The sequence below is a fragment of the Streptomyces spongiae genome (assembly GCF_009377185.1).
GTDB classification, from domain to species: Bacteria; Actinomycetota; Actinomycetes; order Streptomycetales; family Streptomycetaceae; genus Streptomyces; species Streptomyces spongiae.
In genome coordinates this window covers 20,494-33,568 of record NZ_VJZC01000047.1, presented here as the reverse complement: position 1 = coordinate 33,568, position 13,075 = coordinate 20,494, and the positions used below count along the sequence as shown (strand labels likewise).

10 protein-coding genes and 2 pseudogenes are annotated in these 13,075 nt (G+C 67.4%); 6 read left to right on the top strand and 6 right to left on the bottom strand.

Going from position 1 to position 13,075, the window contains the following annotated elements:
* A pseudogene (locus FNH08_RS51780) lies at positions 1-106 on the top strand (beta-ketoacyl-ACP reductase); the annotation flags it as partial.
* A gap of 81 nt (positions 107-187) precedes the next feature.
* On the opposite strand, the gene FNH08_RS10265 reads toward FNH08_RS51780, so the two are convergent.
* The 3 genes from FNH08_RS10265 to FNH08_RS10255 are packed head-to-tail and all read right to left on the bottom strand — an operon-like array spanning position 188 to position 2,513.
* Positions 188-661 carry a hypothetical protein gene (locus tag FNH08_RS10265; RefSeq protein WP_152771131.1) on the bottom strand — a complete coding sequence of 158 codons (474 nt, stop codon included), beginning with the start codon at positions 659-661 and terminating at the stop codon, positions 188-190.
* The gene (locus FNH08_RS10260; RefSeq protein WP_152771130.1) at positions 658-1,965 is read right to left on the bottom strand and encodes a hypothetical protein; all 1,308 of its coding nucleotides are present in this window, start codon (positions 1,963-1,965) and stop codon (positions 658-660) included. Before FNH08_RS10260 ends, FNH08_RS10265 begins: the two co-directional genes overlap by 4 nt.
* Positions 1,965-2,513: a hypothetical protein gene (locus tag FNH08_RS10255; RefSeq protein WP_152771129.1), complete on the bottom strand. Its 549-nt coding sequence runs from the start codon at positions 2,511-2,513 to the stop codon at positions 1,965-1,967. Before FNH08_RS10255 ends, FNH08_RS10260 begins: the two co-directional genes overlap by 1 nt.
* A 709-nt stretch (positions 2,514-3,222) precedes the next feature.
* Here FNH08_RS10255 and FNH08_RS51775 point away from each other — a divergent pair.
* A pseudogene (locus FNH08_RS51775) lies at positions 3,223-3,351 on the top strand (IS5/IS1182 family transposase); the annotation flags it as partial.
* Positions 3,352-3,360: 9 nt separating this feature from the next.
* Here the strand turns inward: FNH08_RS51775 and FNH08_RS10245 are convergent.
* Together FNH08_RS10245 and FNH08_RS50690 are read right to left on the bottom strand one after the other, a co-directional pair.
* Positions 3,361-7,089, bottom strand: a complete 3,729-nt coding sequence (locus FNH08_RS10245) for an ABC transporter ATP-binding protein (RefSeq protein ID WP_152771127.1) — start codon at positions 7,087-7,089, stop codon at positions 3,361-3,363.
* A gap of 258 nt (positions 7,090-7,347) precedes the next feature.
* A complete protein-coding gene (locus tag FNH08_RS50690; protein ID WP_194238445.1) occupies positions 7,348-7,491 on the bottom strand; it encodes a hypothetical protein in 144 nt (47 codons plus the stop codon).
* Between the two features lie 377 nt (positions 7,492-7,868).
* Between FNH08_RS50690 and FNH08_RS10240 the strand changes: the two genes are divergently transcribed.
* Both FNH08_RS10240 and FNH08_RS10235 read left to right on the top strand, forming a co-directional pair.
* Entirely contained in the window at positions 7,869-9,209 is a 1,341-nt protein-coding gene (locus tag FNH08_RS10240) for a condensation domain-containing protein (RefSeq protein ID WP_152771126.1), read from the top strand.
* A 71-nt stretch (positions 9,210-9,280) separates the two neighbouring features.
* On the top strand, positions 9,281-10,273 hold the full coding sequence (locus FNH08_RS10235) for a ParB/RepB/Spo0J family partition protein (RefSeq protein WP_194238444.1): 993 nt from the start codon (positions 9,281-9,283) through the stop codon (positions 10,271-10,273).
* A gap of 46 nt (positions 10,274-10,319) precedes the next feature.
* Here the strand turns inward: FNH08_RS10235 and FNH08_RS10230 are convergent, their stop codons facing one another.
* Positions 10,320-10,748 (bottom strand): PPOX class F420-dependent oxidoreductase, encoded by a 429-nt coding sequence (locus FNH08_RS10230; protein WP_152771124.1) that lies wholly within the window; start codon positions 10,746-10,748, stop codon positions 10,320-10,322.
* A 239-nt stretch (positions 10,749-10,987) separates the two neighbouring features.
* Here FNH08_RS10230 and FNH08_RS10225 point away from each other — a divergent pair, with 239 nt between their 5' ends.
* Positions 10,988-11,878, top strand: coding sequence for an HAD family hydrolase (locus tag FNH08_RS10225; RefSeq protein WP_194238443.1), 891 nt, complete (start codon positions 10,988-10,990; stop codon positions 11,876-11,878).
* Positions 11,879-11,904: 26 nt separating this feature from the next.
* Positions 11,905-13,056: an acyl-CoA dehydrogenase family protein gene (locus tag FNH08_RS10220; protein ID WP_152771122.1), complete on the top strand. Its 1,152-nt coding sequence runs from the start codon at positions 11,905-11,907 to the stop codon at positions 13,054-13,056.
* Positions 13,057-13,075 lie beyond the last annotated feature (19 nt).

Below are 13,075 nucleotides of genomic sequence, written 5' to 3'. Positions count from 1 at the left end.
GGCCCACCCCGACGAGGTCGCCCACGCGGTGGAGTTCCTGACCCATGCCGGTTTCGTCCGCGGCGCGGTGATACCGGTGGACGGAGGGGCTGGGCTGGGCCACTGAACGGCTCCGCTCCCCGCGGCAGGGAGTGAGCTCGCCGCCCGAACGGCCCACCGAGAGGTCTGCCGGCCGGTTTCCGGCACTTCACTTTGCGTCGGTGCCCCTGGCTCTGACGGTGATCCGCGCGTAGTCGTACCCACCAGTCTTGGGCGACGGGTTGTAGGTGATCGTGAACGTTCGCCGTACATCGCCGAAGCGGTCGGAGTACGTCACCTTGGACGGGCTGGTGCGCTTCGGCTCGGCGGTGATGTCGTACGTACGAAGGAAGTCCTTGACGCTCGAGTCCTGGCCGTCGCCCACCTCGTACCGGAGCACCGCGGAGCCGTTCTTCTCCATCTTGGCGTACGTCGGTATGTAGTAGCGCCCCGCGGATGGATGCTGATCGTGGTGCATCCCCGCCTTGCGCTCCACTGCCTCCTCGGGACCGTCACCGGCCGGCGTGAGCAGCGCGACGGCCGCCCAGGCGATCGCGCCGAGCGTCCACACCACGCACAGGGCCAGGAACCACACCAGCCATCTGCGCCGGCGCGGTCTCGTGGGGCCTGTACGCGTACTCACCCCTTCCATGTGCGTACTTCGCTCTGCCCGCCCATGTCGTACTCCTTGGCCTGACCCGACTGGTGGAGCCTGGCCATTTGGGCGTCCGACACGTTGCCCATCGCGGGTACCGGAGTCGCCTTGTTCGCGTCCCAGTTGTAGCGGTCGTACACGTGGGTCTGGTAGCGGATCGTTGTCTTGGGCTCGCCGTCCGGGCCCGGGACGACCTCGACCTGGGCGACCGTGTTGTAGTGGAAGGAGCCGACGGCGTGATACCAGTCGGGGTCCTTCTCCGCGGTCCAGCCCTGCCAGCCAGTCTGCTGGACGTACTTCACGGGCTTCCCGGTGCGCTCGTATTCGGCGAGGGCCTGCGCCTCCCAGTTGGGGGCGTTCTCCGCCATCTGGGCTTCCACGTTGCGATTCATGTCCGGGAGGTCGCCCATCAACGCGTCCACGTCGATGTCCAGCGGTTCTCCGGTGTTGGAGAGGTAGTGCAGCATGTGCTTGGCCGACTGGGGGCCGCCGAGCACCGCGGGGGAACCCATGGCGAAGAAGCCCATCTTGTTCTTGATGGCACGGTCCTCGTCGGTGGGCTCGCGGGTGTTGTAATCGCCGGAACCCTGGTCGGGTGCGGGCGGCGGGAGCAGCACTCCGCCCGCTCCGGAGAAGACGCGGTTCAGATCCTTGGCGCCCTTGGTGTCGGCCTTGACGGCGGCCTTGGTCTGCTCGTCCAGGACGGTGTACTCCACCGCCTTCTTGATGCGTTCGAGTTCGTAGCCGGTGTGCTCGTTGACATCGGCGGCATAGCTGAGGGCGGCGGTCACGCGGGTGAGGAGGCTGTCCGCGTTCTCCTGATCCTGCTGGGCCGCCGGCGCGCTGTCCGGGTCGTTGGGCGGGTAGTCCCGCTCGGGGATGGTGACGCCTCCGCTGTCGTGCAGCGTCAGGTCCTTCGACTTGGCCATCTCCTGGGCCTCGTCCAGCCAGGTGCGGGCGAGCTTGAACCCGGTCTTCGCCGCTTCGAGCGTGACTGCGGCAGCCTTTGACTCGAGGTGCGCGATGCTCAATTCGTTATGCAGTGCGGTCAGTTGGACGCGGGCCATCATGGCGGCCGGGCCCGCCCAGACGAAGGGCAGCTTGAGCAGGACGTTCTGGACGTGGTCCCGGGCCTCGGTGGCCGCCGCGGCCAGGTCGACCCACTCGTCGGCCGCCCGCGACCAGGAGTCCGGACGTACGTCTTCCAGTTCCCCGACCGTGATGTCCTGCCGCTCGACCGCGTCGGGATGTTCGTGGTCCTTGCCCTCCGGCCGGTCAGTGAGCGTTGCCACTACGCATCCCCCTCGAGCGAAGCGAGGATCGCCTGGAAATCCTGCGCCGTACGGTGTTCTTGAGCCGTGTAATTCGTGTGCGTCTGGCGCATCTTGTCGGCCAGTGAGCGGCACTGCTTGGCGAGGCGGGTGATTTCGTCGTCCCAGTCGCCCGTGGTCGATGCGAGCATGCGTCCGCTGGTGAGCATGGTGTGGACACGCGCTGTGGTGTCGGATTCCGCGAGGCCCTTGTCCGCCTTCTCAAGGATCTGTGCGGCCAGGTCCAACTCGTCGGCCATCTTGCCGAGTTCGGCGTTGCTCACGCCGTAGCCGTTGTCGTCGGCGCCGCCTGCCCGGGGAGCGGGGGCGCCGCTCGGGCCGGTGGCGCCTCCAGGGCCGGTGCCGACCGACATGGTTTGGATGCCGCTGTGGTTGAAGCCGGGGTCAGGGTTGGTCCCGGGTGCGGGATTCCTGTCGCGGACGTCGGTGGGGCGGTCCGGGGCGGGCATGTCCAGGCCGTAGCTGGTCCGGGGATCCGGGCCGGTGTTCGGCGCGGATATGGGCGCCACGGAATCGGGCTCTGTACTCACAACTTCCCCCCGTGTCGACGCGGGCCCACTGTGGGGCAGCACGCTTCGACGACTGTGTGATCACTCGTGTTGGGACCCTAACCGCTCGGAGACACGCCGAGCAATGACGCCCCGTCATCCTGACTCCCGCTGGTCAGCGGTACCGGCGTGCCCTCTCGACGGGGTTCTCGCGCTGGTCGGAGCGGAGATCGGCAGCGTGTGATCGGCAGTCAGGTCCACCGTCCACCGCCGGTTTCTGATCTGGTCCAGAGCCGGAGTGCGGGGCTTCCCGACCGCCCACGTCAGCTCTGAGAATCCGGCGCGCACCGTCGCCCCGTAACGCCAACGCCACACATAACGCGCACACGCAAAACAGCAGGTCAGGATCCTTTGCCAAATGAGCGTCACGGCCCAGAACCCATCCGCCTCAGACGGAGCAGCTGCGGTCGCACTCGGGCGCCCTTGCCGACTTCGCTCATTCTGGATGGCCGCCGTCCGACTGGGCGCGCGTCATGCTCGACCGGCGCCGCGAAACGGTCGTGGCCTGCGACACCTGCCACGACCGCATCCACGAGGCACAGGCGGCCAGATCATTCACGCCGTGATCACTGAAGAGCCGGGTGACAGTGAAAGCGTCAAGCCCGGTTCGGCGGGAGGCCGCGAGGAAAAGGAGCTGCCACGGCAGACACCTCGCCGCGCGGCCGACCCAACGTCCTGGCTGCCCGGCTACCGCGGACTCAGCCCCCGCTACGAACGAAATCCCCGCAACCACCTGGCCTTTCTCGGCCTCGCCGCCGCCCTGTGCTGCTACAAGCGACTCGTCCGCCTCACCACGTAGGACACGGTCTTATCCACTCGGTGAACGCAAAGCGCGCATTTCGAGCGCGGTGTTCCCTCCGGCATGGCCGGCTGTTTCGAAGGCCTGCCACATCGAGGCGTACTTCCCGCCCCTGGCGAGCAACTCCTCGTGCGGCCCGGTCTCGATGATCCGGCCGCCGTCGAGGACGACGATGCGGTCCGCGGTCCGCGCCGTCTGCAGGCGGTGCGCGATCACGATCGTGGTCCGGCCGCGCGAGACGCGCCGCATCGCGGCGGTGACCCGGGCTTCGGTGCCGAGGTCGAGGTTGGCCGTGGCCTCGTCCAGCAGGAGCAGGACGGGGTCGACCAGCTCGGCCCTGGCCAGGGCGATGAGCTGGCGCTGCCCGGCCGACAGGGACCGGCCGCGTTCCGCCAGCTCGCACCGGTAGCCGCCGGGCAGCCCGGTGACGAAGTCGTGGGCGCCGACCGCCCGCGTCGCCGCCTCGACCTCGGCGTCGCCGGCCCCGGGCCGACCGTAGGCGATGTTGTCGCGGACCGATCCGGTGAACAGGAACGCCTCTTGTGGCACATAACCGAGCCGCCGCCGGTACGAGGACAGGTCGAGCGCGCGCAGATCGTGGCCGTCGACGCGTACGGCGCCCTCGCTCGGATCGTAGAACCGTGCCAGCAGCTTCATGAGGGTCGACTTGCCCGCGCCGGTCTCGCCGACCAGGGCGACCGTCTCGCCGGCCGCGATACGCAGGCTGATGCCACGCAGCGCCTCGGGTGGCCCGGCCGGTGAGACGGGCGCCGTGGTCGGGTAGGAGAAGTGCACGTCGTCGAAGACCACCTCACCGGTCAGCGGACCCGTTTCCACGGGGTTCTCCGGGCTGGGGGTGAGGCTGTCGACCTTCATGAGCTCGGCGATGCGATTCACCGAGATCCGGGTCTGCTGCCACGAGTCGAAGACCTGGGACAGCTGTTGGACGGGAGAGAAGAACAGGTCGATGTAGAGGATGAAGGCGATCAGGGCGCCCGCGGTCAGCTGCCCGGACATGACCATTCCGGCCCCCACGCCCAGGACGATGACCCTCGTGGCGTCCGAGAGGAACTCCACGAACAAGAAATAGACGAGCATCAGCCGTTGGGCCGAGAGACGGGCGGCGACGTAGTCGTGGCCGAGCCGCCGGTACCGGGCCTTGGCGATCTCCTCGTGGACGAAGGCCTGGGATTCGCGTACCCCGGACAGGCTCTCCTGGAAGTCCGCGTTGACGGCGGCGATCCGCTCCCTGGCCCGGTCGTAGCGCATGCGGCCCCGCCGCCGGTACAGCACCGTCGCGAGGGCCAGCGGGACGAGGACCGGGAGCATGACGGCTTCCAGTTCGGGGTTGAGGAAGAGCAGCGTCGTCCCCACGCCGACGAACGTGACGAGCGAGACGATCGCGGACAGTACGCCGTTCTCGATCAGCGACTCGAACTGATTGACGTCGGTGGTCATCCGGGTCATGATCCGCCCGGCCATCTCCCCCTCGTAGAAGCCGAGGGACAGCCGCTGCAACTGGGCCCAGATCCGGATCCGCAGGGACAGCATGACGCGCTGGGCGGTCTTACCGGTCACGAACGTGCCGGCGATCTCAGCGATCAGGCCGGCCAGGGCCACCACCAGGTACACGCCCGACGCGGTGAACAGGGCGACCTCGGATCCGGCCGTCACGCCGCTGTTGATGCCGTTCTTGACCAGGTAAGGGCCGATCACTGAAGCCAGGGCGTCGAGGACGACCAGGAGCAGGCCGAGCAGGAGCAGATGCCGGAACTCCGACAGGAGCCCGCCCAGGCTGAACGAAGGGTCCCGGCGTGACTCCGTCTCGAGGTCTACCGCCGCGATGTCGCGCACGGGGCCGAGCGCGGCCACGCGGTCCAGCAGTTCGGGAGGTACCTCCACCGTGCTGCGGCGGCCAGGGCCGTGGTCGCCCCGGCCGCGCCGATGCTTCTCGTCCCGCTCCGTGGTGGTCGCGCCTGTGCCGGAAGGCGAGGCCGGTGCCTCGGTCACGCCCGTGCCGGAAGGCGAGGCCGGTTCGGTCCCGCCGTCGGCGGCGTCCCCTTCGAGCTCCCCGAGCAGCGTCCGGTACAGCGCGTCGCGCTCCACCAGCTCGTCGTGGGTGCCGACGTCGACGACCCGGCCCTGGTCCATGACCACGATCCGGTCCGCCAGACGCAGGGTCGAGCGGCGGTGCGCGACCAGGACGGTGGTCCGCCCGGCCGTCACCTCGCGCAGGGCGTCGTGGATGACCTCCTCGGTGGCGGCGTCCACAGCGCTGGTCGCGTCGTCGAGGATCAGGATCCGGGGGTCGTACAGCAGTGCCCGGGCCAGGGCCACCCGCTGCCGCTGCCCGCCCGACAGGCGCTGGCCCCGCTCGCCCACCACGGTGTCGTAGCCATGGGGCAGGTCCATGATGAAGTCGTGCGCACCCGCGGCGCGTGCCGCCTGTTCGATGTCGGCGTCACCGGCGCCCGGGCATCCGTAGGCGATGTTGTCCCGAACCGACGCGGAGAACAGGAAGCTCTCCTCGAACGCCACGCCGACCTGACTGCGCAGGGAGCGCAGAGTGACGTTCCGCAGGTCGTGGCCGTCGACGAGCACGGCGCCCTGCTGCGGGTCGTGGATGCGCGACACCAGCGCCACCGCGGTCGACTTGCCGCTCCCGCTCGGGCCGACGAGGGCGACGCGGGACCCGGCCGGTATGTGCAGGTCGAGGCCGCGCAGGACCTCGGCTCCCTCCCGGTAGGAGAAGTGCACCCCGGAGAAGGTGATGTCGCCGCGGAGAGCGGGCAGTTCTGTCGCGTCGGGTGCGTCGGCGATGGCGGGGCGCAGGTCGATGAGCTGGAAGATGCGCTCCAGACCGGCCCTGGCCTGCTGCGCGATGACGGGGAGGCGGGCCAACCGGCCAGCGGGGGGCACGAGTTGGGCGACGTAGCTGGAGAAGGCCAGGAATGTGCCCAGAGTGATCTCGTGGCGCAGCGCCAGCCAGCCGCCGTAGGCCAGGATGGCCACCTGCCCGAAGACGGGAATGGCCTGCAGGACCGGCTGGTAGCGGGCCTGCAGTCGCACCAGGCGCATCTGGGAACCGAAGACGGCCTGCGATTCCTCGGCCACTCGCTCGACTTCCCGCTGCTCCTGGCCGAAGGCCTTGACGACCCTGACCCCGTTGAGGACCTCGTCGACGGTCTGGACGACGTCTCCCACCCGCTGCTGGGCGTCCCATGTCGCGGGGAACACCTTCCGGCGCATTCTGTAGGAGACAGTGAGCACCATGGGCACGATGACGATACTGACAACGGCCAGAGACGGGCTCAGGACGAGCATCACCCCGATCGCCAGGGCCACCCGCAGCGCGTCGCTGCCCAGGAACGGGAAGTAGTTGAGCAGTCCCTGGACCAGGGATGTGTCCGAATTGGCTCTGCCGACGAGTTGCCCCGTCGGCATGCGGTCGAGGTTCTCGGCGTCCATGGACTGAAGACGGCCGTGCATGGCGCTGCGCAGATCGAACTCGACTTCGAGAGCGAGGCGAGCCCCCGACAGGCGGCGGAGGAACTCGAAGCAGGCCGTGGCGGCGCCGAGCACCAGGAGCAGGGTCAGCCACAGCCACAGTGCCGACCCACCGGTGAGGATGACGCCATCGATGATCTGCCGCACGACCATGGGCATGGCGATCATGGAGGCGCTGCCGAGTACCGCGCCCAGCAGGGTGAGCGCCAGCGCCTTGCGGCGCCGGAGCATGTGTCCCCACAGGCGTCGGCCCCATCCAGGACCGGCCGATGGTTCAGCGGACGTCGACTCGCGCTCCGCCTGGCGACGCGGCGCTCGGCGGGACGGTCGTCCACCGCCGCGTCCAGCCTGACGCCCCGTAAGCACAGTCTTCTCCACTGGTACTCCCGTCTGTCGGATAGCTGGTGGTTTATGAGGTGGGCACGACAGAGGACCGGGAGGCGTGGGCAACTGAACGCCGGTTATCGCCGTTCGAGTGGACGACGCGGCTCAGGCGCTCGGTTCTGGTACGGCGTGCTCCGTGACCGGCGTCCGGAGCAGGGCCGGGTACTCGAGGTCGGCCGTGTTTTTCAGGAGAACCGGCGCCTGGTCGAATCCGGCAGTCAGGAACACCTCCGCTGAGGTATCTGCCATACCGGCATTTCCTCCCATCTACCGTCGAAGGATTGTCCATCACTCGACGATGCGCCCACCGGGACCCAAGGATTCGGTAGGCGCACGGGAATGGGGATCTTACACAGTGGCGAGGGCCTTTCCAAGATTGCCCCCACATCAGAGAAGGGAGGCTGACCAAAAGGTGCGGAAAGGTGCATGGTGTCGGGTTTGTAGCGCGTGAGTTCACTCGGCGTACGGCAAACCTGCGAGGGCCAGACTTTAGTAAAAATTTAAAAGATCTCGACGTGGATATGGCGTTGACAACCGCTTTCTGTTCGGATTAGATGCAACATGCCATCGACTCGGCATTCGAAAGGTTGCTTCAGGGGGACGTCTCCGGTTCATGAGGAGAAGAAATGGAAAAAATAGCGGTTCACTTCGAAGGCAAGCGTGGCGCGATCGCACCTCTTACGTGGGCGCAGCGAAGGACCTGGCAGGGGTCCCACTTCAAGCACCGGCCGTTCGTGTGCGTTCATTCTGTCCCGTCGGGGAAAAGCCTCAGTGACGTCAGTGAGACCGTCAGATGGGCGCTCGAGGAGTTTGAGTCGCTGCGAACGACGTTTCCCGTGGGTGCCGATGGTGATCCTTTCCAGAAGGTCGAAGAGGCCGGATCGACGGAGATCCTCGTCATTCCGACCGAGGAATCCACGATAGAGGCCGATATTCGGAGTCTGATACACCGCCTCAAGGGTGAGCGCTTCGATGTCACAGCCGAGTTCGGGGCTCTATTCACCGTCATGACCTGTGCCGACGTCCCCGTGCGCCTTATTTGTCTGGTTTCCCACCTCGGGGTTGACGGTCATGGTTGCCAAGCGCTGAGGGTGGCGCTCGGCAACCGCCTTTCCGGGGAGCGTGACGGTCCGTCGGCGCCTTCGACGCAGCCGGTCGACCGGGCGCGGCTGGAGCAATCACCGAAGTGGCAGGAGAAGAGCGCGCGCTCCCTCGGATACTGGAAGTCGGTTCTGGAAAGGCTTCCGCAGGACGAGGGCCGGTCGGCGGTCATGGATTCTCGCGCACTGAGGGGTGCCGTATCTGTCATCTCGAAGAAGTACGCCAAGAGTGCGTCCGTGGTCTACCTGGCTGCTGTTTCAGTGGTGGCCGGCGCGCTCATCGGGCGGGACAAGTCCTCGTTCACGTTGCCGGCTTCCAATCGTTTGACTCAGGAAGAGCGCTCCTACGTCGGTGAGCTCGTTCAATTTGCCCCTGGGGTGCTCGAATCGCTCGACCTGCCTTTTGAGGCCATCGTCGACGATGCCTGGAAGGCGAGCGCCAAGGGTTACAGATTCAGTCGCTACGACGAACAGGCTCTTCAACGGATGCTCGCCGATCTCGACGAAGGCAGCGAGTACAAAAGAGATTTCGACTTCTCATTCAACGACATGAGGAACTCCACGCAAGGAGAGTCGTACGGTGGGGCAGTAGGGCGGATTCGGGATCTCGTAAAAGAGACCAAAATCGAACCGCGTGATCACGTGTATCAAGGTGGGACTCGTTTTCTGTCGTTCGCCCTGCGCGGCGACAGCAATGAGGTGCTCTCGATCGCTGTTCATGACTCGTACTTCCCGGAGATCCCTGTCCAGCGTATTTTGCTGGCGCTCGAGGCTCTTCTGGTCGGGGTGGCTGTGGGGGACGAGGAGCCGCTCGATTTCCCCCTGCGGTTCGCGAGGAGCTGCCTGACATCCCGACGGCTTTTCTGAGCGCTTCATTCCGAATCCTGACACTTTGAGCGGCGTATCGGGCCCCAACCGGAGTGGTGGTGAAAGATCTCATGACGGCCGACTGGCTACCTGAACCCAACGAGATCGCAGTAGTCGAACTCCCGGTCAGATTCCTGGAGGCAGCCGACTCGCCACGTCTCTGCGGGATAGACGAGGAGCACGCGCTGGCCCTCGCGGAAAGCGACTCATTGCTTCCGCCCATCATGGTCCACCGGCCTACGATGCGAATCATCGACGGAATGCATCGTGTGCAGGCGGCACTGATAAAGGGCTGCGACACCGTCCCCGCCATTTTTTTTGACGGCAGCGATGCTGAAGCGTACGTACTGGGTGTCAAAGTCAACACCCGGCACGGCCTGCCCCTGTCGCGCGCCGACCGACGGGCCGCGGTCGCACGTGTTTCCGCGCTCTACCCGCAGTGGTCGGACCGTGCCATAGCCGAGATGGTGGGGGTGTCCCCGAAGACGGTCGGTACGATCCGCTCCATGGGAGGCGGGGACATTCCCTCCAACGGGCGCCGGGTCGGCAAGGACGGCCGGGTCCGCCCCCTGAACAGCGCGATGAGCCGCGAGCGCATCCGCATGGCGATCGCCTCGGACCCCGACGCGTCGCTGCGGAAACTCGCCGAGGCGGCGGGAGTCTCGCCGAACACGGTGCGCAGGATGCGCAAGACAATCCAGAGCACGCAGGACACGAAACCCGGCGACGAGGCCGGCACGGCTGTCGTGACCGACGCTCCGGCTCCTCGGGTGCGACAGACGGACAGTGTCGCCGGCCTGCCCTCACCGGGGGCGGGCTCGGCTCGGCTGTCACTCTGTGTGTCCTGGTCGCTGCTCAGCCGGGACCCGTCCTTGCGGTCGACGGAGGCCGGCCGCCTTCTGCTCCGTGGACTGAGCATGCAGTCGCTGGGCCCGGAGACCTGGGAGCGGCTGAGCGACTCCATTCCCGCGCACCGCATGTCCGATGTCGCGCAACTTGCCCGGCAGTGCGCCGATACCTGGCACGAGTTCGCGCAACGTCTTGAGGTGGGGACGCAGAAGTAGGGTCCGCGGGCGTTGGGCCATGGCCGCGCTGCCCCCTCGGTCCCGCTCAGCGCACAGCGGCCGGGCGTCTGCGGGCGAACGAGGTGACAGCCGTGGGACGCACGACATAGACGACACGGTTGAGGACGTCGGCGGGCGGGCCGTCGACGAGATCGCCGTACCGAGCCGCGAGGCCGAGCCAGACCCCGCCCTCGGTGTCCGGGTCGATGCGCTCCACGGTTCCACGGACTTCCAGGTGCCGGTACGGGTTGTCCGGGTCGTGAAAGGAGACGGAGACGGCAGGGTTGCGGACGATGTTGCGGTGTTTGTAGCGCGCGGTCGTGCTGGTGAAATAAAGATGGCTTCCGTCCCAGTCGAACCACATCACGTTCACCTGGGGCGTGCCGTCCGGGCGGATCGTGGCCAGATGAGCGAAGAGCGGTCGTTCAAGCAGGTCCCTATGGCTTTCCGGAACCGTGATTCTGGTGGATTTCATGCTCACGCTGTCTCCCAGCTCGTGCATTACAGCCGGACAGGGCACACGGATTGGAGCACGACGGGCACCGGCAGTCAAGAAATCTCCGTTGCGCCGACTCGTCCGCTCGCCGCGATCGATCGGCAAGAGGCCGACAAGAACAGGCATATTTGATTGCTCGCGGAATGCGCTGTCGCCGTATCACGCAACGGGCTGTCGCCCGTATTGCGGCTCGGCCAGGAGGAGGGCTGCCGAAAGCGATGAAAAGTGAACCTGAAGCCCCGTCCGCTCCCTCGGAACGCCGACGGCTCCGGTACGCGGTGTTCGACCTGGACGGCACGGTCCTCGGTCCGTCGCAGCGCTTCCTGCCCGGTGTCGCCGAGGGCCTGCACCGGCTGCGTGCCCAAGGCCTCCGCCTGCTGCTGGTCACCGGTCGATCGGTCGGGTCCTTTCGCTCCCTGGACCCTTCCGCGCCCGAACTGCGGGCGTTCGACGACCCGCTCCTGCTCAGCAACGGAAACGTCCTGTGGGACCGCGGCGCCGGTTCGGTGACGGTGTCCCGCGCGCTGCCCGCCGAGCTCGCGGCCCGCCTCGCGTCCGCGGACGTCGCGGACACGGTGACCGAGACGGCGAGCGGACTGATCGCCGGCTCGCGTCGTGCCGCCTTGGCGTACGCGCGAGCGTACGGCGTCCGGCGCGAGGACATCGTGACCCGGGCCCTCGCGGCCGACCACCGCGGGGAGGACGCCGTCGCCGTCACCGTGTTCGGCGCCGAGGCGGACCTGACCGAGCAGCTGACCGGTCTGCCCCATGACCTCGACCGTATTTCCGCGTTCGGCGCGCTTGTGGTGAGGCCCGAACACACATGCAAGGCGGCGGCTGTGCACGAGCATGTGCGGCGACGGTACGGCGAGAGCCACGGACTCTCGGCCACCGTGGCCTTTGGGGACGCGCGCAACGACGCGTGCCTGTTGGGTTCGGCCGCCCTCGGCGTGGCGGTCCAAGGCGCTGACCAGGTCGCCGTACGGCACAGCGATGAGTTGCTGAGCGGACCCCTCGGTGAGTACTTGGCCCGGTTCGTCGCCGACCGGGCGATTGCGGCGGCAGGTATCGACCGCGACGGCCGTGTGCTCCGGTGCCCACACCGGTGAACGCGCTGAACAGGGGAGGAGCCCCGATGGAGAAAGCCGACGCCCTGGTGAGCCTGCTGGCCGAGAACGCGGCCAAGGTGGACGCCGAAGCCGAGTTCCCGGTGGAGAACCTGTGTGCGCTGCGAGAGAGCGGATATCTGGGCCTGCTGGTACCGACGGAGTACGGAGGAATGGGGCGCGGCCTCGACGACATGGTGGAGGTCGCCCGTTCACTCTCCACCGGATGCCTGTCCACCGCCATGATCTGGGCGATGCACTGCCAACAGACCGACGTGCTCGTGCGGCACGCCGACGCCGGCCTGCGCGCGGAACTGCTTCCCCGTGTCGCGGCGGGCGAGGTGTACCTCGCGTCGATCACCACCGACACGAACAAGGGCGGCCATCTGCTGGCGGCCCAGGACTCGTTGGCGCACCGCGGCGAGCTCCTGACGCTCCACCGGGACGCACCGGTGGTCACCGGAGGCGTCCACGCGGACGGATTCCTCATCACCATGCGAGCGCATCAGGAGGCGCGGGAACACGAGGTCACGCTCGTGTACGCGAACCGGAAGGATCTGTCGGTCCAGCAGACCCATGAGTGGCGGACTCTCGGCATGCGCGGGACCCACAGCGTGGGGTTGCGTCTCAGCGGCCAGGTGCCCGCTCACCACATCGTCGGCGCACCCGGGCGCTTCCGTGAGGTCGCCGCGGACAGCATGGTGCCGACCGGGCATCTCGGGTGGAGCGCCTGCTGGCTGGGCGCGGCGCAGGGCGCTTTCAGCCGTCTTGTGCGCAAGCTCGCAGCCTCCGCCCACAAGGGCGGAACGGACCTCTCCTCACCCCTGGTCCAGGAGCGTGTGGCCCGTATCCGACTCGATCTCGAACTGGTCAGCGCCTACCTCTCCAAGGTGCGGGAGGAGGTGAGCGCGCTGCGCGAGAGCGGTCGGCGGCTGGACGCCCCCTCCGTGCAGATTCACCTCAACACCCTGAAACTCGCGGCGTCCGAGCTGACCTTCCAGGCCGCCGACCGCATGGTGCAGCTGGCCGGGCTGTCCACCGGGTACTCCGGCGACTCACCCATTCCTCTCGAACGGGTCTTCCGCGACCTGCGGTCAGCGGCCCTGAACTACGCGAACGACCGGCTGCTGACCGCCAATGGCGCGCTGTCGATGCTCGACCGCGCGGTCACGCTGGTGTGACGCCGCGACCGCCCCAGGG